Here is a 24,846-nt window from a genome sequence, read left to right as displayed (position 1 = left end):
CTTAAATCTCTTGATGCTTAAATTATTACTACGTTTCATTTTATGTGTCTTCGTATTCTTCACCATTAGTTGTAGTGTAGCTATTTTTAACACTGCTAAACCTTTTGTAGCTACAACTAAGGTTACTGATACAATTACAGTTAACGATACGCTTAGAGAGAAAGTTAACGATACATTTTATAGAGTAGGTAAAAATCAGTTACACAAAAACCAATTTGGTATTTGGGAATTGTATTTAGAAGGTAATGCCTATCAAAGAGGTCTTGCCGCAGGAAGTTTAACTCGCGAACTTATAACAAAACAAGAACAAGCTTTAGTAAAAAGAATAACTAATGCTGCTTCTGGAAAAGATAGTACTAATCAACTTTCAAAATTTTACAATTCCTACGCAGTTAATATTGACGAAAGCATACCTAACGAGTATTACAGAGAATTATCTGGCTTGGCTAAATTTACAGACAAAACTTTAGACACACTTATAAAACCTATTAACAGATTATGGTACTTGCAGGCGTTGCCAGATATTGCACATGACTTTGAAGAAATCTTTGAGTCTGGATGCTCATCTTTTGCAGTTTGGGGCAACAAATCTTTTGATGGTAAACTTATAATTGCTCGTAATTATGATTTTCATATAAATGAAGCCTTTAATGAAACTAAGCTTATTACGTTTATAAAACCAGATAAGGGACATCGATTTGTTACTTATTCTTGGCCAGGATTTATGGGCGTTGTAAGTGGTATGAATGAATATGGAATAACGGTAACAATAAACTCTGGATTATCTCATACAGAAAAAGAAGCGCAAACACCTATAAGTTATGTGGCTAGAGAAATATTACAATATTCTAAAAATACCTACGAAGCAAGACGCATAGCAGAAGGTTTTAATGTCTTTGCAAGTGAATCTATCCTAATAGGAAGTGCTATAGAACGTGAAGCTTTAATTATTGAAAAGTCTGCCGAGCAACAAGCTGTGTATAGAGCAGAAAATACAACGACTATAGTTTGTGCCAATCATTTTCAAAGTGATGCATTTTATGATGACCCTTACAATCGAGATGCAACTTATAATACCAACTCCATGCATAGATTTGAGCGTATGTATGAGCTGTTAAATGCAGAAGATAAAATGACTCCTAAAAAAGCAGTTAAGGTATTAAGAGAAAAGCGTGGTTTACAGGATTCTCTTTTAGGCTTTGGCAATAAACGCGCAATAAATCAATTAAAAGCACACCACGGTATTGTTTTTAAACCACAAGATTATAAGCTGTGGGTATCTGCACACTCTTATAATATGGGAAAATATGTGTCTTATGATGTTAAAGAAAGTTTTGCCCGTTTTGAAGATACAGTAGCTGTAACTACTAGTGTTGCTTATTTAAAAGAAGTTATAGCAGAAGATCCTTTTCTAAATTCTGAGACGTATAACAAATATGCATCTTATAAATCGCTTTACAATTTAATAGCTGAACAGATAAAACTTAACCAACCTGTGCCAGATGCATTATTACAACGGCTTATACTTTTAAACCCGCATCAATGGCAAGCTTACACATTGGTTGGAGATTATTTTTATGGCATAAAAGATTTTGTTGAAGCTACAGAAAAATACCAAGCAGCATTAGATTTACGTGTAAACTCTCCTAAAGATTATAAAATGCTTCAACTTAAAATAGATGATAGTTTAAGGCAGTTAAACAAATTACAGAATTAATAAGTATATTTAAAATCCTTCACCTTAATAACTAGACTCTTATGAAGCTAAAATACATTGCATTAATTTTTTTTACGCTTAGTGTGTTAACGGCGTGTGATGATGATAATGATTTCCGAACATTAAATGGCGATAGAGATCCTAGAGGACAAGGTGAACAACCATTAGCAATTCAAGATGAATTGGGTCCAGAAATTATAGCTAGGTTTTTAGGACAAATTATAGATGAACAGCAAGAGCCTATTGAAGATGTTACAATTACCATAGGAGATGTTACAANTACAACAGATGCAAATGGAGTATTCTCTGTACCACAAGCTACGGTTTTTACAAAATTTGCTTACATAAAAGCTTCCAAACTGGGCTTTGTAAATGGTTCCAGAGCTATTGTTCCTACAAATGGAAACAATCTTGTAAAGATTATGTTACTATCTGCATCTGTCACTCAAATTATACCTTCCGGTAGTNCAGCTACAGTAAGTTTAGAAGANGGTTCTTCNGTAAGTTTTTCTGGAGATTTTGTAGATGATAGTGGTTTGACTTATACAGGTGATGTAAATGTAATCCTAAATCATCTAAGTACAGAAGATGAGAATATGGCAGATAAAATGCCAGGAATGTTATTTGCACAAACTACCGCCGGAAATGCCACAGCTTTAATTACATACGGGATGATTTCTGTGGAGTTAAGAGGAAGCAAAGGTCAAGAATTACAGTTGGCAGAAAATACTACTGCACAATTACGTTTTCCTGTTTCACAATCCCAAGGTAGTCCTCCGTCAACTATTCCATTATGGTATTTTGATGAAGATTTAGGCTATTGGATAGAAGAAGGTGAAGCTACATTGCAAGATGGTATGTATGTAGGAGACGTTGCACATTTTTCATTCTGGAATTGTGACATACCAACTGAGTACGTTACACTTTGTATTACTCTTTTAGGTGAAGATGGTACACCTAGGAGTTATGAAACTGTNTATCTTTATTCTGAAAATTTNNANNNTACTACAAAGTGGNNTNACTAATGAANATGGTNNNGTATGTGGNATTATTCCTGCTNATGAACAATTAANTNTTNATAGNGGAAATNANNNAATGTGNGNTAGTNTNNTAAGNGNTGNAATTGGTCCNTNNTCNCAAGATNNTTCNATAGAAATNANNATNNCNAATNCANNTAATTANNTACAAACNTCATTAGANGGTNCATTNTTAAATTGNNAAGANGAGCCNATTACTAATGGNTATATNTTNATNAANTATNANTCTNAAGCATCTTANTNTCCNATTACAAATGGTAACTTTCAATTAAACTACGGNTATTGTGATGANAATNTAAANTTTNCNTACAGANTTNTAGATAGTGANAATAACTTAACNACACCCNATTATANCAATACTTTNGANCAGCCTNTAACACCTTTAGGACAAACAGTTTCTTGTCAAGATTTTTCAGAAGCACCTATTGGGNATATCGCTTTAATAAAAGNAGGGTTGCAATCTGCGTTTTTTGCAAATGCTATTGATTATACATTTTATGTACATAATGTAGGAGATTCTCCAATTTCTAATATTGAAATTACAGACCCTCAAATAGTGCAAGCAATACAATACACCAGTGGTGATGACAATGAAAATAGCATTTTAGAAACAAATGAAATTTGGGTGTATGAAGGTATTTATGCTATCACACAAAATGATTTTGCTAACGGTGAAGTAGAAAACCAAGCTCAAGTTTCTGGTTTAAATCAACTTTCAGAAACCATTTTTGATTTATCTGACAATGATTCTGTTACAGAAAATGATCCAACTATAACTCTAGTAGAAGAATATACAGGAGAACTAACAGGTAATGTTTTTTATGATGAAAATGGCAACGGTGTACATGACGTAGGAGAACTTGATGCTGCTAGTATAGATGTGTTACTTACCAATAATTCTGGCTATTCTGAAACAGTACAAACAGATGCTAATGGTTATTGGTCTGCTATAGCTCCTACTGGTAATGTAACTATTGATGTTCTTGAAGATTCTTTTCCAAGTCAAGTTCAATTAGTNACTTTTGGAAGTGATCCGGAAACTATTTATGTATCAACAAATACAACTACAGAATCTCAACCAGATGGCTATAGTGATCAAACCTATATTANTGGTCAAGTTTTTAATGATCTAAATGGTGATGGTATTCAAAANGGTGATGATATTGGAATTGCAGGAGTTGATATAAATATAATTTCATCTAATGGGTTTACATTTACTTTAACTACNGATNCAGATGGATCTTGGGTGGCAACTCTTTCTACTGGAACAACACATATAGATGTAGATGAAACAACTATCTCAGGAAATGTAACATTAACAACTATAGGTTCAGATCCAGAAACATTTGAAGCTGGTTTTGGTACTAATCAAACAACAGCAGATGGTTATTCAATTAATTAAAACATAAAGTAAAAGCCCCAACTATAAATAAACAGTTGGGACTTTTAAAATATGATAAATCTTTATTTACTTGGNGGTGTAGTAGGCCTTATTTCTACNTTACTAGGCAATGCATTTTCTGGCATCTTAAGTAAATCAACTGTAAGTTGTCCTAAATCTTCCTTTTGTATTTTCCAGGCATCATCTTCATTAGGCGTATGACCNTTAAANTGTGTGGCTACAGAACCTGGCATAATTGTACTTACTTTAATACCGTGTTGTCTTAAATCTAACATTACAGCTTGTGTAAATCCTGTAACACCAAATTTACTAGCATTATATGCAGAGCCACCTGCAAAGAAATTTGTTCCGGCTAAACTTGAGATAGAAATAAAATAACCTTTACTTTTCTTAAGCTCATCTACTGCAGATTTAATAGAGTAGAAGACACCTGTTAGGTTNGTGTCTATTACTTCTTTCCACTCTTTATCTGTTATCTCTTCAATACTTCCAAAATGACCTAAGCCAGCATTGGCAATAAGCACATCTAAAGATCCAAATGTATCTACAGTTTTACGTACAGCTTCTTGTTGGTCTATGTAATTACGCACATCAGCTTTTATACCAATTGCTTTTCCTTCATATTTAGCATTTAATTCTTTCGCAACATCTTCTGCATTAGTTAAAGACCTGCTNGTAACAGCAACTTTCATCCCTTGTTTTAAGAATGATTCTGCTATACCAAACCCAATACCTTTGCTTCCGCCAGTAATTAATGCTACTTTATCTTGTAAATTTTCCATTTAATATATTTTTTTTAAAAAGATACTGGCTTTATGATAATCCTTTGGTAGTNNTTGCGCTAAAGTTTTATTAAAGTTGGTATAATATAAACTACCATAAGTTAAGCCTAAAATTCACTTTTAATATCTTTGAGCAAATTAAAAAGTGTGCAGCGTTTACGTTATTATTATATCATACAATTACAATATTTAGGATTTAGATTTCACGGCTGGCAAAAACAACCNGATGTTAATACAGTAGANCGTATGGTAGAGAGAACGNTAGCCTACGTATTAGGGCATAAAAAATTTAAATTGCTAGCATCTGGCCGTACAGATGCTAAAGTGTCTGTAAATAATACGTTTGTTGAATTGTTTATAGATGATAAACCCTTAGAGGTAGATTCATTCTTTAAAGACTTTAACGTCAACTTGCCGCAAGATATTAAAGCACTCTCTATTAAAGAAACAGATGCTAATTTTAATATAATACAGCACCCTAAACTAAAGGAATATATATACCTGTTTACGTACGGAGAAAAAATGCATCCTTTTTGTGCACCTTATATGGTTTGTTACAACAAACCATTAAATATTGAATTAATGCAAGAAGCAGCAGCGTTATTTCAAGGCGAACATGATTTTAAGAACTACACCTATAAACCAACCGAAGACACACAAACCATTGGTGTTATAGATGCTTGTGAATTATCAGAAAACACAGTATATACAGCAAACTTTTTTCCTGAAAAATCTTACATGCTAAAAGTTGTGGGCCAAGGTTTTAAAAGACACCAAATACGGTTAATGATGGGCGCTTTATTCGATTTAGGTTCAGGTGAATTTGATATGCAATTCTTTAAGAAGACACTTACCTCAACAGAGTTTATAAAACTTACGCATATTGCACAAGCAAGTGGTCTAATATTACAATCGGTTACATTAAAATAGAAATTAGCATTAACTTTAATGTGCTATAAAAGATACTTATGAAGAAGCCAAAATTTAGAGCTCCCAAGATGAATATAAAGAAAGGGAGAAAATCTAAAAAAAATGAAGTTCCTGGAACCTTAGAGTATACTGGAGANAAAAGTGGTTTGCCTACTAAAATAGAGGTTTTCGACTATACANCAGATTATTACGAGTATAAAGAATCTAACAGTATAGAAGATGCTTTTGATAAACGCAATACCAAGCACATTTCTTGGATTAACATAAACGGGCTACATAATACAGAAGAAATAGAAAAGCTTGGAGAACATTATAATATACACCCACTTATATTAGAAGATATAGTAGATACTGCACAACGACCNAAGATAGATGAGTATGCAAACTATTTATTTATAGTGTTTAAGATGATGTATCATAGAGAAGATGGTGAGTTTATAAATGAGCATATGTCTCTTATAATGGGAGAAGATTATGTATTAACCTTCCAAGAATCTGATGGNGATGTTTTTGATGGCTTACGCTCCCGAATAGCTAACTCCAAAGGTAGAATAAGAAACAATGGAGCAGATTATCTNATGTTCGCAATATTAGATGCCGTGGTAGATAATTACTTTACAGTAATGGAAACTATAAGTGATAAGGTAGAAACTCTTGAGGATTTATTGTTTGCACAAGAAGATACTAAAGATATAACTCAAGATATTCAGGATTTAAAACGAGAAATTCTNAAAATACGCAGAGCTACCTTACCATTAAGAGAAGTNGTAAATAGAATTGAGAAAATAGACAGTCCTTTAATTGAAGAGAAAACAAGCACATTCTTAAGAGACCTTTACGACCACATTATTCAAGTNAATGAAAGTGTAGANATTTACNGAGAAATGATTTGGGGTCTTATGGATATGTATATGACTACCATAAGCAACAAAATGAATGAAGTTATGAAAGTACTTACCNTTATGGCNAGTATTTTTATACCGCTCACATTTATGGCAGGNATTTATGGGATGAACTTTGAGTATATACCAGAACTACAGTTTAAGTATGGGTACTTTTATCTTTGGGGAGCAATGTTAATTGTGTTCTTCGGGTTACTTTGGTATTTTAAACGTAAGAAATGGTTATAAAGTAAAAGGCTAGAAAATAATTTCTAGCCTTTTCTTTTTACTTAAGTAGCCATCCTTTTTTTAGAGCGTGCTTACTATAAAAATAGAGTATGGCTGCTACAACTATTACTGTTATAGGCATATATTCTACGCCATCACCCATAACNTCCTTAGCATTGGTGAAAAATAACCAATAGCTCATCTGTATGATTACTGCTACTAATGAGATTAAGAATAAAGCAACGGCAGTGTTTTTTCGCATTACCAAAAGTACGCAGCCTAAAAATCCAGAAAATACAGCAATAGCAAAAATTACAGAAATCCAAGCGGGCATATTGTCCATTANNGCAATTTGCTCTTCAGTGTAGCCTTCATATAAGGTTTCTTTCATAAANTTTTCAGCAAAAAATTGAAATACGCCCATAGCATTCCAAATTAAGCCAATAATGNCTATTACCCAGAANAAGACATTTGGTTTGTGAGATGTTGTCATTGGTGTTAGTTTTTAAGGTTGTTTACCTAAAGATACATTAAAATCTAATACGCTAAATATGTTATAATGTTTTGAATAGTAGAAGATTACATTTCAAAGAAACTAAAGACAGAACTGCCATAGCGTCTAGCTTCAGTAAAATGCTCTAAATGTGCAAGATCTGTTTGTTGTGAATGCTCAACAATTAAAGTACCGTTATCGGTTAACCAATTATGTTTAAAAACGAGTTGTACTAGGGTTTCAAAATCTTCTTGTGGTAGGGCATAAGGTGGATCTGCAAATACAACTTCAAAAGAACCAGAAGCTTTTTCTAGATATTTTAAGACATCACTTTTAATAGTGGTNATCTCACCGTTCAATTCTTTTGCAATAGTATTTATAAACTTTAAACAGTTGTTATGATTATCAACCGCAACAATATGTTCTGTACCTCTTGAGAGAAACTCAAAAGATATGTTTCCTGTACCAGCAAACAAGTCTAATACCTTAATTGATCTAAAGCTATACCAGTTGTTTAACCTATTAAATAGACCTTCCTTAGCCATATCTGTAGTTGGCCTTACAGGAAGATTTTTTGGAGCTGTTATACGTTTACTTTTATATTTTCCTGAAACAATTCTCATATTAGGGCTTGGCGAATTAATAAATGTTGATGAGGTTGTAACTCTAAAGACGTGTCAGACTCATATCCAGAATACTCTAAAAATNCTATATGTCTAATATACTTAAATGCCATCTCGTAATTNTCATCTCCTTCTTCAATNAGGCCAGCAACATAAAGGATATCTTCTTCTCGATCTAAGTTTAGTTGTTCATACGTAAATAATATATAGTATATAAAATCTTCCTTAGAACTGTAGGTAAATCGGTTTGCTAATTTAAGAGCATTGTCTTGTATNACAACCAATTCAAAATATTGTGATGTCANGTTAACAGCAATACTTTTTTCCTTTTGCATAGCAAGTNTAGCTTCTGCAAAAACAGAAATAGAGTGTCTATACGTAAACGCACCAAATTGGTCGTATATAAAGTTAGTAATATTGGTAAACGGAATATATACGGTATGTAATTGTANAGCAGGTAGTGCATCTACATCTGCAAAATCTGTTTTAAGTAGCTTACTNGAAAACTTTAGGTAGTTGGTAAGATTGTTTTTATTAAAAAGNGCTTCTGGTACACACGTAAAAAGCTCATTAGATATAGTAAGCGTTACTTTCTCAAAGTGTTCNGAGATTAGCTGTTCTTTAGAAAGGGCTTTCTTTAACCGTTCTAAAACTTCGATTGGGTTTAGCTGCTTTTCAAAACTAACTTCAGAAAGTAATGAGATTTTACCAAAGGATAATACACAAAAAGAAAGTCCATCGAGGCTAACCAAGATGGACAATGCTTTTGGAGTTTGTATGATATTATTGGTCGTTTGCGCCATAAGTTTTTGGCCAGTTACCATTTGTATTAACTTCTTCCATAGATCCTACTTTTATATACTTACCGTTTACACCATCTACAGATACAACTTCTCTTTCTTGAGCAAGTAAATCTTTATCTTGGTCAGATAGTATTAATGTCTTTGCAACCTTAGCTTCAAAAACAGGAATCTTAGCATCGTTTTTAGTAATGAAACCAGCTTTAAGGTCAAACTTTTTGTCTACACCATCAATTGGGATATTCATCATTGTCTTGTAACGNTCTGTNCCACCATAAAGAGAATCTTTTACAGGAATAAAGCTTAATGTATCTATAACTACATCTTCTTTATATTGGTCTACACCGTAAGTTTTCTTGTATTCTTCATCTAAATACGTAGTATCACGACGTTGTGTTACAGCAAATTGTGCAGTATCAATAAAACGTATTAGTTTGTCATAATCTGCTTCAAACGTACCAATAACTTCTTTGTGAGCAAGCTCAGCATTTCTTATATCTTTAAGATTTTCAATTACTTTGGCGTAACGTTCGTTCTTAATTTTATTGAATTTTACTGGCTCATAAATAGAGTTGAACACTAAATATCCTAAAAAAGCTATTACGGCCCAAAGTACTAGTTGAATTACTATTTTCATTAGTTTCTGTTTGTTTTATTATTAACAAGGTACTCGCAAATCTACAATTTTTTTTTAATGCTAAAAGTTTCGCTAGGAAAAATCCATTGCTATCTTTACTTTTTATTGAATCTTTAACACTAGATGGACGCCAAAGAATTTTACAACGTATTAAAACAGGATTTTGGTCACCAAACCACAACTCGGCAAGACATCGCACTACAAAAGCTTTCAGAATTTATATTAGATAGTGAGCCTGAGGAACTTTTTTTACTAAAAGGTTTTGCAGGAACTGGTAAAACTACAATCACATCTACAATCGTAAAAAATATATGGAAAGTTAGAAAAAGTGTGGTTTTAGCTGCGCCAACAGGTCGTGCAGCAAAGGTGTTAGGTAATTATGCCAAGCAAANTGCCCAAACCATACACCGTAAGATTTACTTTCCTAAAAGCAAGAATAACAACATTACNTTTTCANTAAGACCAAACAAGCATAGAAATACACTTTTTATTGTCGATGAAGCTTCTATGATTCCAGATANGCCAAGTGATGCTAAACTTTTTGAAAATGGATCACTTTTAAACGATCTCATTGAGTTTGTTGATGCTGGTTTTAAATGCCGCTTACTTCTCATNGGAGATACTGCACAGCTGCCACCAGTAAAATTAGATATTAGTCCTGCNTTAGATGAGAAGAAACTAATGTTGGATTACAATAGAGAAGTTACTCATATTGAGCTTAATGAGGTTGTAAGNCAAAGTGAAGAAAGTGACATTCTCTTAAATGCCACCCAAATAAGACATATTTTAGAAGATGGCTTTTATGAATCTTTTAAATTTAATATTACACAAAAAGGAGACGTGATTCGATTAATTGATGGTCATGAAATTATGGATGCCATTAATGATTCTTACTCCCAATTAGGGCATGAGGATACTTGTATTGTTGTAAGGTCCAACAAACGGGCAAATCTTTACAATCAAAACATTAGGCAGCGTATTTTATTTCAAGAAGAAGAAATATCTGCAGGCGATTATTTTATGGTCGTAAAGAATAATTATTTCTGGGTAAAACCTACAACAGATGCTGGTTTTATAGCCAATGGGGATATTGTAAAAGTACTTGAGATCTTCGCCATAAAAGAACTTTATGGTTTCCGTTTTGCTGAAGTAAATGTACAAATGGTAGATTATCCTAATATGAAGCCTTTTGAAACTGTTGTATTGTTAGATACATTAACCTCTAACACCGCATCACTGTCCTTTGAAGAGTCTAACCAGCTTTATCAAGAAGTAATGAAAGACTATGCCGATGTTAAAACCAAATATCAGAAATTCTTAAAGGTTAAGAACAACAAGTTTTTTAATGCTTTGCAGGTTAAATTCTCCTATGCAATTACCTGTCATAAATCTCAAGGTGGACAATGGGATACTGTATTTGTTGAGCAACCTTATTTACCAGATGGTATAGACAAAGATTATTTAAGATGGTTGTATACGGCAATTACAAGAGCAAAATCTAAACTTTATCTTATAGGTTTTAAAAATGAAATGTTTGAAGACAACTCATTTTAAGTGTATATTTAATTATGGGTTTAGAGTTTTTTTTAAGTATTTGTTTGGGCATAGGTCTTGCAGCCTCAGTAGGTTTTAGAGTATTTTTACCTTTACTAGTATTAAGTATTGCGGCATATTACAATGTAATCCCGTTGCAAGATAATTGGCTTTGGATAGGTCATAGTACTACAATAGTAACTCTGGCTGTAGCCACAGTATTTGAAATCTTAGCTTACTATATTCCTTTTTTTGATAATCTTTTAGACACTATCTTTGTACCATTGGCAGCAGTTGCTGGAACCTGTGTCATGTTTGCAACAATGGCAGATGTAGACCCATTATTAATGTGGGTATTAGCAATTATAGCAGGTGGTGGCACCGCAGGATTTATCTCTGGCACCACAAGTGCAACTAGAGCAGCATCTTCTGCAACTACTGGCGGAATAGCAAATCCTGTAGTAAGTACTGTTGAAACTATAGGCGCAACCACATTATCTCTTACCGCATTAATTTTTCCTTTATTAGCCTTAGTTTTCGTTGTAATTATCATTTTTAGCGCTAAAAAACTTTACACCAAACTCTTTTCTAAAAAGAAACCTGTTACACGCTAAAATTCTTATTTTTGATCTTAAGTAAAGCTATGATTTTGAACACTACTTCTCTTAAAGTAATCGCCATGATACCTGCGCGATACGCTGCATCTCGATTTCCTGGAAAACTTATGCAAGACCTTAATGGTAAAACAGTAATACAACGCACTTACGAAGCTGCTGTATCTACTGGTTTATTTAATGATGTCTTTGTTGTTACAGATAGCGACATTATTTATAATGAAATTACCTCTCAAGGTGGTAAGGCTATAATGAGTAAAAAAGAACACGAGTGTGGTAGCGACAGGATAGCAGAAGCTGTAGAACACATGGATGTAGATATTGTGGTAAACGTTCAAGGCGATGAGCCATTTACAGATAAGGAAAGCTTAAAAGATGTTTTAAATGTTTTTTATCAAGATGATGCAGATAAAATAGACTTAGCCTCTCTAATGAAGGTAATTAAGGATAATGATGAAATAACAAACCCTAATTCTGTAAAAGTAATTGTAGATGAAAATAATTTTGCACTGTACTTTTCTAGATCACCAATTCCTTATCCTAGAGATCAAGATGTAGATACTACGTATTACAAACACAAAGGTATTTATGCGTTTAGAAAAGAAGCTCTATTAGATTTTTACAAACTACCAATGGGTAGGCTAGAGGCTTCAGAGAAAATTGAATGTATTCGCTATTTAGAAAATGGTAAGAATATAAAAATGGTTGTAACATCTGCAACCAGTGTAGAAATAGATACTCCAGAAGATTTAGAAAATGCCAAGCGTATTTTAAATGCTAAGGATAATGTAGAAGAATCTGAAGTTGCCGTTTCAAATTTTGATACTGCTAATAATCCACACAAAAACTTTCCGATGGTGCCTCGTATTGTGTTTGGAAATGGCTGTTTTGATCAACTACCTACAATTCTTAATAAAAAACGAGCTGTAGGTGCACCTTTTGTATATCTGGTAGATGATGTATTTAAGGGGAATGACACATTTATTAATAGGATTAAACTAAAAGGCAATGATGTCATAAAATATATATCGGCAGATTATGAACCTAAAACTTCTCAGGTAGATGTAATAGTAACTGAACTTAAAGAAGAGTTTCAATTACTGCCTAGTGGTATTATTGGTATTGGTGGCGGTACATTATTAGATTTAGCTAAAGCGGTTTCAATCTTACTCAAAAATCCAGGAAAGGCCAAAGACTATCAAGGTTGGGATTTAGTAAAATCTCCAGCCATATATCATGTGGGTATTCCTACTATAAGTGGAACAGGAGCAGAGGTTTCTAGAACAACTGTGCTTACAGGACCAGAAAAGAAATTAGGCATAAATTCAGATTACACTCCTTTTGATCAAGTAATTTTAGATCCAGACCTAACTAAAACCGTACCTAAAGACCAATGGTTTTATACGGGTATGGATTGTTACATACATTGTATTGAGTCTTTAAATGGCACCTATTTAAATGCTTTTAGCCAAAGCTATGGCGATAAAGCCTACGATCTTTGTAAAGAGATTTTCTTAGGGAATCTTGAAGATGAAGAATCTCGCGCTAAACTTATGATGGCGTCTTGGCATGGTGGTATGAGTATTGCCTACTCTCAAGTTGGTGTTGCGCACGCTATGAGTTATGGTATGTCTTATGTTTTAGGAACAAAGCACGGTATAGGTAACTGTATTGTGTTTGATAAACTAGAAGACTATTACCCTAAAGGTGTTGCTCTATTTAAAGAAATGAAAGCCAAACATAACATCACCTTGCCACAAGGTTTATGTAAAGACCTAACAGAACAACAACTTCAAACCATGGTCGATGTTTCATTAGGACTTACACCTCTTTGGGAAAATGCACTGGGCAAAAACTGGCAAGAGGTGATGAATGAGGCTACTCTTAAGGCGCTTTTCCTTAAGATGTAAGATCTACAGGTTATATTTTACCACAAACATTAATATTCTTGGTAATACAAAATATTGTGTTGTAGTATTAAACTGTTCATTAAAACTATCGTTATTAATAAACTCTGTATTTAAGAGATTACTAGCTTGTAACTTAAACTCCCAAGGACTATCTCCCTTTTGGTAATATAGGTTTGCGTTTACAAAAGAATATCTGTTTTCTACAGTATCATTCTTATCGGTGTAATCGTAAAAATCCCATTCTGCATCAAATGTAAAATCTTTAAGGAAGTTTACATCAAACCTAGCAAATGGTTGTTGTGTATAAAACGTTTGTTCTAAACCACCATTGTTATAGTTATTTACATTTAATCTGTAACCTAACTCAAAATTTGGAGCTTCATTAAAATTTGTCTGTATGCTACCGCTATAGTTTTGAGTAAAGCTTTCGCTTTCTCTTATCTCATTATTAATATTATTAAAAGACTTACTTAAACTTACATTGGCACTTAAATTATATTTTATCTTTTTAACTGTCTTACTAAACCTACCCAATGCTGTAAAAGTTTCATCTGGAAAATTACTATCAATGTTTACAGGCGTAGACACTTGATTAATGGCTACAATATTTGTATTGTTTTTTACACCATCTATACGCTTGGTGTAGCTTAAACCCGCATTAATATTTGTAAAGTTGAATAAGTTGAAGTTAAAGTAGTTTAAGTTATAAGTATGAGATAAAGAGTTCTCTAAATTTCTATTACCTCCATAAAGTCTATTGTAATTATTAAATACTAAGGCTTCAGCATAATTATTTACATCTGTATATTCATTAGAGATGGCATAATTAAAACGAATGTTTTCACTTTTCTTAATATTATAGATCACGTTTAAATCTGGTAAAACTGTCCAATTTGTAGTTTTAGAAGTTTGGTTTAATTGATCTGTTTGAAGTATATAATTGTGTAATGTTAATCCTGGTGTGAATACAAAACTTCCAGATTTAACTTTGTAATGTAATCCTAAAAATGAATCTGCAAAGTGATATTGTACATCATTTACCAATGGCATTGTATCACCTTCAGAGTTTATAGGATCTGATTCATTAAGAAAATTTTGAGAGCCATTATCTAAAATTTGAAAGATACTAGAGTTAAAAGATTGGTTACTATACGTAGATCCTAACGTGAAGTTTAAATTACTTAAGTTATTCAAGACATAATAGTGGTCTATTTTAGCATCCAACTTATGACTTTTAATAGTTTTATTTTGATTTATATCAAAAAGGCTTTGGTCTTCATCTATAGGTAAAATACCATCAAACGGTAATAACTCAGTTATAGCATTATAAAATGGATCTTCGTCTTGATATAAATGTTGTACCTGTGCTGCAAAAATATTTTTTTCATCTAGCGTGTAATAAGCATTTACATTCTGGTTAATAGAGTAGGGCTTTGTTTCTTTTCCTTCTAAGATATTATTAGTGTTGGTATCAAAAATGGAAAGTGTTGAGTTATCTTCTGTCTGCTTAGATGTTTTTATTAAGGCATCGTAATCTACCTGTAAGCTAGTATTTGGCTTATAAGAACCGCTTAATTTTAGCATTGCTAATTGGCTCCTTTGGTCATTTGTACTATTAGTAGTTTCTACAGATCCAGAAGCAATATACTGCCTTATGGAGTTGTTTATAATACTAGTTTTATTGTCTGAGAGTATACCAAAACCACTAATATCTAAAGACTTATTAACCGCATAACTAAAGTTACCTGCAAGAAATTTACTTTCTAATGCGCTAGCTCTATTGTTTTTTGCAACAGCAAACCCTAGATCGGTTTGACTAACCTCGAAGTTAGTTCCTCCGTTTCTATTAAAGTTTCTAAAACCACCTGTAAATTTAAAATAGTCTCTAAAGGTAAACGGTACTTCGCCTATATTATTAAAGTCTGTAATAAGGTTAATACTATATTTAGGACTGTAGTAAAATAACTTTGGTTGAACTAGATAACGCTCTTTTTCATCTTCATCAGAATATCCGCCACCAGCTGTTAGCTCTCCAAACCAAAAGTTTTTCTTACCATCTTTAAGCTTTATATTTATGGCAATATTGTCTTGATCGTTTCCTAAACCTCGCATTTGGTTTACTTCATTGTAGTTTCTCAGAACTTCAACTTTTTCAACAGCATCTGCAGGAATGTTTTTTGTGGCTAGTTTACTATCTCCATCAAAAAAGTCTTTTCCTTCAACCATTACTTTTTGTACAGTTTTTCCTTCAACCTGTATTTCACCATCATCATTTATTTCTACACCAGGTAATTTTTTCATGACATCACCAAGTTTACGTTCATTACCATTGGTAAAAGAATCTGCATTATACACAATAGTATCGCCTTTAACAGTTACAGGCATTTCATATACAATAGTTACATCATCTAATTGATCTGCTAACGGGTATAATGTAAAATCTAATTGCGAATCTTGAGAGGTTTCTAATACAGTAATAGATTTTTCTGAAGGATCAAATCCTAAAAAACTAGCTACTAATGTATAAGTTTCTTGTTTAGGAAGATCTATTCTGTATTTACCATTTTGGTTGGTAATGGCATAAGTTTCAACCTCTGAAGTGGTTTTTATCTTAGCAATTATATTTGCAAACTCTAAAGGATTACCAATACTATCTTTTATAGTTCCTTCAAGAGTTATACTTTGTGATTGTGCTGAAATTACGCATACAAGGAGCAGCCCTATTGTAGCAATAGATTTTAAAAATTTCATAAGTAAGAGTGAGTTAGTAAGTATTATGTAAGATTAAAAACGTCTGCCACCGCGACCGCCACCTCTAAAGTTTGCACGCATTTCTTCGGTTTTTTCTTTTACAATCTTTTGGTATTCTTCTCTAGATACTTCTTTACCTTTTGTAGGTTTTTTTATGTCTGAAGTATCTTTAGTATTCATTTCAATTTTAGAACAAAGTATTGTAGTACGATGTGCATTAAGTTCTAAAATTAATCCTGGAAGACCACCATATTCACCTGGTCCTGTACTCGTTGGTATTTGTGGAGTGTACCAAGCAGTAATTTCTATTTCCTTAGGAATCTCTATTTCTTCAAGCGGGTCTTTTTTAGAGTCTTCTATAGTATCTTGCTTTTTTTCGGTATCATTTTCATTTCGACCTCTTCGGTTTCCATCTCTACCACCACGACGTCTTGCAAATTGAAAATCTGTGTCAGATAATTCTTTTACACCTGTAGCTTTAAAAGCAATGTATTGGCCTATTTGTTTAGATTCTTTGGTAAGTGTCCAGTTTATATTCTGGATAGTATCTTTTATTAAAAATTGCTTTCCGAAGAATTCATTTTCCTCAACAAGTTCATTTGTTTCTGTGTTTTTATATTGAACACCAGCAGAAAAACTGTTCATCATCATTCTCATTCCGCCACCGGAAGCTCCAGTTTCTAAATGCTCTTCTTCTGTATATAAAGATTCATTTTTATTAAATGTAAGAATGTAAGTTTTCTCGAGCATACTTTTCATACGCTCCATAATCATCTTCTTCATATCATCGGTCATCTCTCTTCCGCCAAAACCATCCATATCGACAGTAGTCTTACTTTCATATGTAGCTTTTCCGCTAATACTTTGGGCTTGAAGTGCAATAGTGCATACTATTGCTAAACAGGTAAAAATATATTTCATTGGTATAGTTTTTTAATAAGACTTTATAAAGCACCTATTGTTACATGGTTATGACATTTAAAAAATTAAAAGGTTTAATGTGGAAATGAAAAAAACCTTCAAAAAATTAATTTTGAAGGTTAAATACATAAAAGTTAAATAGTGATTTAAGACTTTTCTAGCTTTCTTAATTGTTTCTGTATTTTGTCGATAGCAGATTCTATCGATTTATCTGGCTCTATAACATTAAAAGCTCCCCAGAAATCTGGATCTGTAAATCCTGAGGTTTCATCTACTAAAATAGCAGATTGTTTAAAACGGTCTCTATTTCTAATAGTTTCAGAGTTGTTATCTATAATATCTGTAATTGCCATTTCACTCTGTAAGGTGTATTTAGAGTTAAATAGTTTGTTATCCCAATCTATCACAAACTCAATTTGTACGTTACTATAACCATAATACCATTTTCCGTTTTGTTGTCTATAGTTTACTCTGTAAACAGCTTCTGTTGGGTAAACATTAGCTCCAGACGGTTTACGCCTTACAAATAATGCGCTTGCTGCAGCTCTGTTCTCTACATTTAAATTATAAATAGCATTTGTAAGTGCCATTGTATTTGAGTTAATATAAAGTGTGCCAAAATACAGCGGATCATCTTCTTGCGCTTTAGTTTGCTTAAAATTAATTACATACACTAACTCATCATTAATTATAGTAGGCTCATCGAAGGTGAATTTATATTTATCAAAATCCTCATAATTCAAAAAATAATCAGGATACTTCATGACATCTACGTACAATGCATTTAATGGACCACCTTGTAATTTTAATGCAATGGTATCTAACTTAGAGTAGTCTGTACTTTTCCTAGATTTAAAAAGTGCAATTTTATCTGATTTAAAAGAATCATAAGATTCTTTATTAACGGTAATAACAGCTTCTGCTAAAGACACATTACGTCTTCTTTTCTTTATAGTTTCTCTATAAAACGCCATCATTCTCTTAGGGCTATTCATATAGTTTTCGCCTTTATTACTAAGGGCTTTTTTAACTATTGCTTTAGCATTTTTATTAGTTTGTACCATAACTTCATTAAGCTGTGTAGTTACCTCACTCAAACCAATTTTTGTACGTTCTTTATTAAAAGAGGATAACAAGAATGTTTTGGGAGTAAACCCTAAGTACATAACTACGATCCTTGCATCTTTAATTGTATTTGGTACTTTAAGAGTAAAAAGACCATCAGAATTGGTAACTGTACTAATATTTGTACCTTCTACACTTAGTGTTGCAAATACTAAAGGATCATTGTTAGCCTCATTAACAACTTCTCCTTTATATGTTGTAAATGAGTCTTGTGCTTGTCCAATATTTATTACAAACAAGAAAAGTATTGCAACATAACAATAGGGAATGCGTAGTTTTGGTGTGATATTTGTTTTCATAACTAATTATAAATTGAGACTTTTAAATATACTCAATTTACTTTTGATACCTTATAATAACTATTACTATCAATTATGTCTTTAACAATGCATCAACTTTTAAGAGACTTTTCTAATAAAGCAGTAGCTATAATTGCTGTGTTATGTTGTGTTGGCCTTACCTCATTACAAGCTCAAATAGATAGAAATACTGGTGGTATTCTTATTAAGGCTGAAGAAAATAAAGAAGCAGAAAACAGTAGCTTAAGAAGCAAAACTTCTCCAAGTTTATCTAAAACCAATAATGGCTTTACGGTGTTACCTAAGTCTGAAAGTTCTATCTCTAAAGATGACTCTAAGAAAATGGTAGATATGACACCTCAGAAATCAAAATTTATAGACCAACGTTACGATATACAACCAAAATGGTCTGAAGAAAACTTTCCTGTTGAAGAGGTTTTTACTGGTGATAGAAATTTAGGTACTATTAAAACCACCTCTAAGTATGTTGAAGTGTTTTTTAGAGATTACGGTAATGTAGATGGAGATATTATACAAGTTTACCTTAACAAAGAACTTGTTGAAGGTAATATAACATTATCTGGAGGTTATAAAGTCATGCTAATAGACATTAAACCTGGTATAAGTATTTTAGATTTTAAGGCCGTAAGTATGGGCCTGTTTGCACCAAATACAGCAGAGCTAAAAGTTATAGACTCCAGTGGTCATGTAGTAATGGATAGGTATTGGTCTCTAGCCACTGGTAATAAGGCAACTATTCAATTAGTGCGATAAAAAAAAAGAAGAGGATTAATCCTCTTCTTCTTCATCTGTTTCTTCGTCTTCTATATCCAATTCATCTTTGCCTGGTTTTTGTTCTAGTTCTACAATAGGTTCAGATAAATCACCATCATCATAATCATCAACATCATAACCTGCCATAGAGTTTTCTAGTTTTGTACTAACCTTAACAAGGTAGATAGAGTCTTCTGTTCTCACCTCGACAGCTTCAATCTTCTCATTTTTAGCATTTCTAAACGAGATTATTTGATCATCATCATAACCGTCAGGGTATTTTTCAACAAGCATTCCCAAAATTTCTGGGGTAAGTTTTTTATAGTCAACAATGACACGTTTCATAGCAAAGGGTTTTATTAAAGTCTTAAGTTTAAATGTATAAAATCTTTTTATAATCCAAAATTAGGGACTATAAGTTTTTATAGTAATTAAATGCTTCGAGTAATCTTTCATTAGATATTTGGCAGTCTAAAACAGCCTCTCCAAAGCCCTTCAAAAGTATAAAGTTTATTTTACCGTGCGTATTTTTTTTATCAAATTTTAATAATTCAATAATATGCTGATAATCTTCATGGTTAAGAGAAATTTTTCCATAAATACTCAATAAAGTAATACAAATTTCTTCCTTTTCTTGGCTAGGGAACTCATATTCTGCTTCAGAAAGGTGCAATGCAAGTATCATTCCTGCTGCAACTGCTTCGCCGTGTAATACAGCGTCTTTTGTATCGTGTTCTAATAAATAAGATTCTATAGCATGACCTAGCGTATGGCCAAAGTTTAATGTCTTCCTTAATCCTTTTTCTTTAGGGTCTTTGGTTACAACATTATTTTTTATCTGTACAGACTCATAAATAATAGCATCATAAGACTCTAAGGTGAGATTCTTTAAATCTGAACATTTGTCCCAATACGATTTGCTAGTAATTAATCCATGCTTTAAAATTTCGGCATGACCACTTCGCATTTGTTTTCCTGGCAGTGTTTTTAGGTAATTTGTATCTACAATAACCATTTCAGAATGTGATATTACGCCAATCTGATTTTTAAGCACTCCTAAATCTACGCCTGTTTTTCCACCAACAGAGGCATCAACCATTGCTAATAAAGATGTAGGTATATTTATATAAGGTATGCCTCTTTTGAAAGTTGAAGCGACAAAACCACCAAGATCTGTTACAACGCCACCACCAAGATTAAGAATAATACTTTTTCGATCTGCATTCAACTCAGATAGAGCATTCCAAACACCTACACAGGTATCAATTGTTTTAAAACTTTCGCCTGGTTCAATCTCAATTGTTTCAATAACAATTTCTGTTTCTAGTTTAGCTAAGAAAATAGGTAAACAATCTTGTAAGGTATTAGAGTCTACAAGAACAAAAATTTTAGAAGGTTTTTCCTCTTTCAAATAACTATTTAAAGCTGTATAACCTTCATTTTCAAAGTACACAATGCTATTGCCAGAAGCTATGGGATCAAATTTCATAAGTTAATTTCAAATTTTAATTCGAAAGTATAACAAACAATTAAAAGTAGTGCTGCAATACCTATATTTGTGCGTCAAAAAAATAGAAATGATTACAACAAAAATATTTAACAATACCAAGAGGGCATTCAGTTTAAAGACAGATGGAGAGTTAAACCGTGCTATTTTCATGTTTAAATCTATTGGCAGTCCTGTTATGGTTAAAGTGGGTACATTTTTAACTAATGTATCTTTAAATTTAAGGTTACCTGTTGAAGGGTTAATAAAGAAAACAGTATTTAATCAGTTTTGTGGTGGTGTAACCGAGGAAGATTGCTTACCTAATATTCGAAAGATATATACAAAGAAGCTACACGGTATATTAGACTACTCTGTAGAAGGTAAAGAAACCGATGAAGAGTTTGATGCTGCTACGCAACGTAAAATAAACATTATAAAGTTTATTGCAGATAAACCAGAAATGCCATTTGCAGTATTTAAACCAACTGGTGTAGGTGCTTTTGATATTTGGGCAAAAGTGACAAACAAAGAAACCTTAACAGAAGAGGAAGAAGAATCTTGGAATAAAATTAAAGACCGTGTTAAACGTCTTTGTAAAACTGCATACGATCTAGATGTATGTGTTTTAGTAGATGCTGAAGAATCTTGGATGCAAGATGCTGCAGATGATTTGATAGAGGAAATGATGGCGCTTTATAACAAAGAGAAAGTTATTATTTTTAATACCATACAATGTTACCGTTGGGATAGATTGCAATATATAAAAGACTTGCACGAAAGAGGCCAAGCTAAAGGTTTTAAAATAGGAGCCAAGATAGTAAGAGGTGCATATATGGAAAAAGAGAATGCAAGAGCATCTAAAATGGGCTATCCTACACCAATTTGTGAAGATAAAGAAGCTACAGACGTTAATTTTAATGCTGTAATGGCCTACATAATGAATCACCTAGAAGATTTCGAATTATTTATAGGTACTCACAACGAAGTGTCTTCATACTTGGCAATGCAGCTAACACAAGATAGAGATTTAGCTAAAGACGATGGTCGTATTTGGTTTGCTCAACTTTACGGTATGAGTGATCATATTAGTTTTAACCTAGCGGCTAATGGCTATAACTCTGCCAAGTTAATACCATTTGGTCCTGTAAGAGATGTTGTGCCATATCTTATACGTCGTGCTCAAGAAAACACATCTGTAAAAGGACAAACAGGAAGAGAACTTGCCTTATTATTAGAAGAAAAAGACAGACGAAAAGGAAAACATAAAAAGACTATTCATTAAATAGAAATTATAGTTTGAATACTTATAGTATTGCAAAGCGCTTACAGTTAAATAATTGTAAGCGTTTTTTTATGTTTTATATCCAAAATACCAGTTTTCTAAAAAAAATCTTAAACCCATTTAAAAGCTCACAAATTACTCCCAAAAATCTTAAAATGACGTTAAATGTTACATCAAAATATTAGTATAAATAATTGATAAACAATTAGTTATAATGAAACGGGTTGAATTTTATTCACATATCGTTAGCAACAAGTACGCAACCATCTCGTTATCTTTACATCTTAAATAAAAGCAATGTTTAATAACAAAAACCAAAAAATGAAAAATTTAAAAACAATCCTTTTAGGATCTTTAGTAATAGGTTCTCTTGCTGCTTGTAGCAGTGATGATGATAACGGTGGAGATAATACGCCTCCAACTGCAGATTCTAGAACAGAACTTTACGCTTCTAATAACAATAACGGTAACATTACAGTATTCGATTTAGAAGATGGTACTAGTAAAACACTTTTAACTGCTTCTTTAGCAGCAGAAGGTATTTATTATGATGCAGATGCAGATGCAGTAACACAAGCATCTCGTTCTAACCTTACATTAGATAGCTATGCAGACGCATCAGTTTCTAACGATGGTATTACTTTAACTGCTAGCTTATCTAGTGAAGCTGTATTAGAAAACCCAAGAGCAATTGCTGTAAGTGGTGATTTCTATGTAGTAGCAGACTCAGAAGATGTAGATGGTGATGAAGCTACTGCAGATGGTCGTTACTTTATTTTCCAAAGAACAGATTCTGGTTTCACATTAAGAAACACAGTAACTGTTGACTTTAAAGTATGGGAAATTGCATTTGTAGGAGCAGATTTATATGCTGTTGTAGATGCAACTAATGAAGTAGCATTATTCTCTAACTTCTTATCAACTCACACTACAGATGTTTCGATTTCTGCAGACAAGAGAGTTGCTTTTGAAGGTATTGTAAGAACTCACGGTATGGCTTATGATGGTACTACTATGATCTTAACAGATATTGGTGCAGCTTCTGGTGATGGTGCAGATACAGATGGTGGTTTCCACGTAGTATCTAACTTTACATCTAAGTTTAGTGCTGCTGCAGATGGTGGTATGGTTGCTGTTACTGATCAAGTAAGAGTTGCTGGTGAATCTACATTATTAGGTAACCCAATATCTGCTGAGTATGATGCAGAGTCTAACACAGTATTTATTGCAGAGATTGCAAACGGTGGAGGTAGAGTTGTTTCTTTCGTAGGAACAGACTTCGAAGCTGGTGGAGATGTAGCTCCTGCAACTAACGTTGCATTATCTAGTGCTTCTTCTGTATACTTCTACAAGAACTAAGGTATAGTTTAAGTAGATAAAGCAAAAGCTTTAAATTAAAAAGCCCTCGATATAATCGAGGGCTTTTTTTGTATATAATTATAAGTGTTATTACTTGTTTAGCTTATTTGCAATTGCCTTAGGAAGTGCATTTTTATGTACTGTAACAGAAATAGCTTTTAATTTAAAATAAGCTTTACTCATATAAATATATCCTCCATTAGCGTTACGGTTAGCATCTGTTCCCCAAGAGTTTTTTACTTTATAATATGTATTACCCTTTTGGTCTTTTATAGTACCCACAATATGCATTAAGTGATCATCTGTAGTGTTGTAATTTTCAAACTCTTGTTGTCTGTAATCTTGTGTAATTTGTTTTTCAGGTTTAATTTCACTTAAAATAGCTTTACTGTCGCTATCATTACTTGGGATAACTGCAACACCATGTTTAGAAGAAAATGTTTGCTCGCTTACATCCACATCTAACTCAACAGAAAAACCATTTTTTAAAGCGTTATCTGTAACCTCAACCAACTCATCTAAAGGAACGTTATAAAAGCTACCATTAGAAAAATTATCAGGAATATTTAATATAAATGTAGAATAAAATGGCGCTTGTTTAAAAGAAGTTACAGTAATATAATCTTTTGGAGAAATACCTGTCATCTCTAAAAAACTCATTGGCGTATATGTAGAACCATCATATTCAAATTCATTTACAGTAGCTCCCAAATATGCATCTAGAACACCACTTACAGCCATTTTCCACTTTGGAGACAGTTCTTTAGCAGGATTCTCAATATAACGGTTTAACATAGCGGTTAAAATAGCAACCATCTCAGTATGGTTATGGTCTGTTTGGTTAGTATCTAAACCATCGTATACAGATTGTGGTACTAATCCATATTTAGATACAGAGTGCAATACATCGTGAGCTAATCCACCTTGACTAAATTGTGCTTTACCTTGACGCATGATATAATTTTCTGCCTTCTCAGGGTAAATTTGTCGTACTGTATACATTTCAGATAAATCGATAGGTTTACCTTTTAATCTTATAATTTCAGATTCTAAAAAAGAAGAAGTGGAAAAACTCCAGCAGGTTCCGGTACGACCTTGGCTTATTACAGGCGTACAGGCAATGTTAATGTCTTCTGAAAATTGATAATTCTGTGCTTGTAAAGCTACACTGCTAAAAAACAGGAAAAAGATGATGACTCTCATAATAATAGTTGGTTTTTAAAACTGAAAAGTAATGAAATTTGATTCAACATTCTAAA

The 24,846-nt window shown here is 32.7% G+C and carries 19 protein-coding genes and 2 pseudogenes; 11 read left to right on the top strand and 10 right to left on the bottom strand.

Annotation, left to right across the window (positions count from 1 at the left end):
• The first annotated feature begins 13 nt into the window (after window positions 1-13).
• Both CL818_RS08840 and CL818_RS13595 read left to right on the top strand, forming a co-directional pair.
• Entirely contained in the window at window positions 14-1,717 is a 1,704-nt protein-coding gene (locus CL818_RS08840) for a C45 family autoproteolytic acyltransferase/hydrolase (protein ID WP_272973765.1), read from the top strand.
• Between the two features lie 948 nt (window positions 1,718-2,665).
• Window positions 2,666-4,156, top strand: a pseudogene (locus CL818_RS13595) (CLIPPER-2 domain-containing protein).
• A 62-nt stretch (window positions 4,157-4,218) separates the two neighbouring features.
• On the opposite strand, the gene CL818_RS08835 reads toward CL818_RS13595, so the two are convergent.
• Window positions 4,219-4,938 (bottom strand): SDR family oxidoreductase, encoded by a 720-nt coding sequence (locus CL818_RS08835; protein WP_286972740.1) that lies wholly within the window; start codon window positions 4,936-4,938, stop codon window positions 4,219-4,221.
• A 147-nt stretch (window positions 4,939-5,085) separates the two neighbouring features.
• Between CL818_RS08835 and CL818_RS08830 the strand changes: the two genes are divergently transcribed.
• Both CL818_RS08830 and corA read left to right on the top strand, forming a co-directional pair.
• A complete protein-coding gene (locus CL818_RS08830; RefSeq protein WP_502692240.1) occupies window positions 5,086-5,868 on the top strand; it encodes a tRNA pseudouridine synthase A in 783 nt (260 codons plus the stop codon).
• A 38-nt stretch (window positions 5,869-5,906) separates the two neighbouring features.
• Entirely contained in the window at window positions 5,907-6,998 is a 1,092-nt protein-coding gene (gene corA, locus CL818_RS08825; protein ID WP_286972737.1) for a magnesium/cobalt transporter CorA, read from the top strand.
• A 558-nt stretch (window positions 6,999-7,556) separates the two neighbouring features.
• Here corA and CL818_RS08820 read toward each other — a convergent pair.
• The 3 genes from CL818_RS08820 to CL818_RS08810 all read right to left on the bottom strand — a co-directional run bounded on the left by CL818_RS08820 (window position 7,557) and on the right by CL818_RS08810 (window position 9,530).
• Window positions 7,557-8,093, bottom strand: coding sequence for an RsmD family RNA methyltransferase (locus CL818_RS08820; protein ID WP_286972735.1), 537 nt, complete (start codon window positions 8,091-8,093; stop codon window positions 7,557-7,559).
• Window positions 8,090-8,896: a DUF3822 family protein gene (locus CL818_RS08815; RefSeq protein ID WP_286972734.1), complete on the bottom strand. Its 807-nt coding sequence runs from the start codon at window positions 8,894-8,896 to the stop codon at window positions 8,090-8,092. Before CL818_RS08815 ends, CL818_RS08820 begins: the two co-directional genes overlap by 4 nt.
• Window positions 8,877-9,530: a hypothetical protein gene (locus CL818_RS08810; RefSeq protein ID WP_286972732.1), complete on the bottom strand. Its 654-nt coding sequence runs from the start codon at window positions 9,528-9,530 to the stop codon at window positions 8,877-8,879. The genes CL818_RS08815 and CL818_RS08810 overlap by 20 nt, the downstream gene beginning before the upstream one ends.
• Before the next feature lie 123 nt (window positions 9,531-9,653).
• Between CL818_RS08810 and CL818_RS08805 the strand changes: the two genes are divergently transcribed.
• The 4 genes and pseudogenes from CL818_RS08805 (at window position 9,654) to CL818_RS08790 (ending at window position 13,587) form a co-directional block, all read left to right on the top strand.
• A complete protein-coding gene (locus CL818_RS08805; protein WP_286972730.1) occupies window positions 9,654-11,084 on the top strand; it encodes an ATP-dependent DNA helicase in 1,431 nt (476 codons plus the stop codon).
• 14 nt (window positions 11,085-11,098) lie between these two features.
• The gene (locus tag CL818_RS08800) at window positions 11,099-11,677 is read left to right on the top strand and encodes a DUF4126 domain-containing protein (protein ID WP_272973759.1); all 579 of its coding nucleotides are present in this window, start codon (window positions 11,099-11,101) and stop codon (window positions 11,675-11,677) included.
• Between the two features lie 65 nt (window positions 11,678-11,742).
• Window positions 11,743-12,447, top strand: a pseudogene (kdsB, locus tag CL818_RS08795) (3-deoxy-manno-octulosonate cytidylyltransferase); the annotation flags it as partial.
• An 84-nt stretch (window positions 12,448-12,531) separates the two neighbouring features.
• A complete protein-coding gene (locus CL818_RS08790) occupies window positions 12,532-13,587 on the top strand; it encodes an iron-containing alcohol dehydrogenase family protein (RefSeq protein WP_272974108.1) in 1,056 nt (351 codons plus the stop codon).
• 3 nt (window positions 13,588-13,590) lie between these two features.
• Here the strand turns inward: CL818_RS08790 and CL818_RS08785 are convergent, their stop codons facing one another.
• The 3 genes from CL818_RS08785 to CL818_RS08775 all read right to left on the bottom strand — a co-directional run bounded on the left by CL818_RS08785 (window position 13,591) and on the right by CL818_RS08775 (window position 18,683).
• Window positions 13,591-16,338: a carboxypeptidase-like regulatory domain-containing protein gene (locus tag CL818_RS08785; RefSeq protein WP_286972729.1), complete on the bottom strand. Its 2,748-nt coding sequence runs from the start codon at window positions 16,336-16,338 to the stop codon at window positions 13,591-13,593.
• A 33-nt stretch (window positions 16,339-16,371) separates the two neighbouring features.
• On the bottom strand, window positions 16,372-17,259 hold the full coding sequence (locus CL818_RS08780) for a GLPGLI family protein (RefSeq protein ID WP_272973757.1): 888 nt from the start codon (window positions 17,257-17,259) through the stop codon (window positions 16,372-16,374).
• A gap of 146 nt (window positions 17,260-17,405) precedes the next feature.
• Window positions 17,406-18,683: a carboxypeptidase-like regulatory domain-containing protein gene (locus CL818_RS08775; protein WP_013187857.1), complete on the bottom strand. Its 1,278-nt coding sequence runs from the start codon at window positions 18,681-18,683 to the stop codon at window positions 17,406-17,408.
• 75 nt (window positions 18,684-18,758) lie between these two features.
• Between CL818_RS08775 and CL818_RS08770 the strand changes: the two genes are divergently transcribed.
• Window positions 18,759-19,457 (top strand): hypothetical protein, encoded by a 699-nt coding sequence (locus tag CL818_RS08770; RefSeq protein ID WP_272973756.1) that lies wholly within the window; start codon window positions 18,759-18,761, stop codon window positions 19,455-19,457.
• Between the two features lie 15 nt (window positions 19,458-19,472).
• Here CL818_RS08770 and CL818_RS08765 read toward each other — a convergent pair whose 3' ends face one another.
• Entirely contained in the window at window positions 19,473-19,802 is a 330-nt protein-coding gene (locus tag CL818_RS08765) for a hypothetical protein (RefSeq protein ID WP_013187855.1), read from the bottom strand.
• 67 nt (window positions 19,803-19,869) lie between these two features.
• Window positions 19,870-20,946, bottom strand: coding sequence for a 3-dehydroquinate synthase (gene aroB, locus CL818_RS08760; RefSeq protein ID WP_272973755.1), 1,077 nt, complete (start codon window positions 20,944-20,946; stop codon window positions 19,870-19,872).
• 88 nt (window positions 20,947-21,034) lie between these two features.
• Here aroB and CL818_RS08755 point away from each other — a divergent pair, with 88 nt between their 5' ends.
• Together CL818_RS08755 and CL818_RS08750 are read left to right on the top strand one after the other, a co-directional pair.
• Window positions 21,035-22,228 carry a proline dehydrogenase family protein gene (locus CL818_RS08755; RefSeq protein WP_272973754.1) on the top strand — a complete coding sequence of 398 codons (1,194 nt, stop codon included), beginning with the start codon at window positions 21,035-21,037 and terminating at the stop codon, window positions 22,226-22,228.
• Between the two features lie 321 nt (window positions 22,229-22,549).
• Window positions 22,550-23,587, top strand: coding sequence for a hypothetical protein (locus CL818_RS08750; protein WP_272973753.1), 1,038 nt, complete (start codon window positions 22,550-22,552; stop codon window positions 23,585-23,587).
• A gap of 90 nt (window positions 23,588-23,677) precedes the next feature.
• Here the strand turns inward: CL818_RS08750 and CL818_RS08745 are convergent, their stop codons facing one another.
• Window positions 23,678-24,790: a C1 family peptidase gene (locus CL818_RS08745; RefSeq protein ID WP_272973752.1), complete on the bottom strand. Its 1,113-nt coding sequence runs from the start codon at window positions 24,788-24,790 to the stop codon at window positions 23,678-23,680.
• Window positions 24,791-24,846: the final 56 nt, after the last annotated feature.

The sequence above is a fragment of the Croceibacter sp. genome, assembly GCF_002716225.1.
Lineage (GTDB): Bacteria > Bacteroidota > Bacteroidia > Flavobacteriales > Flavobacteriaceae > Croceibacter > Croceibacter atlanticus.
The sequence above is the reverse complement of the archived record's forward strand: the minus strand, read 5'-3'. Positions and strand labels throughout refer to the sequence as shown.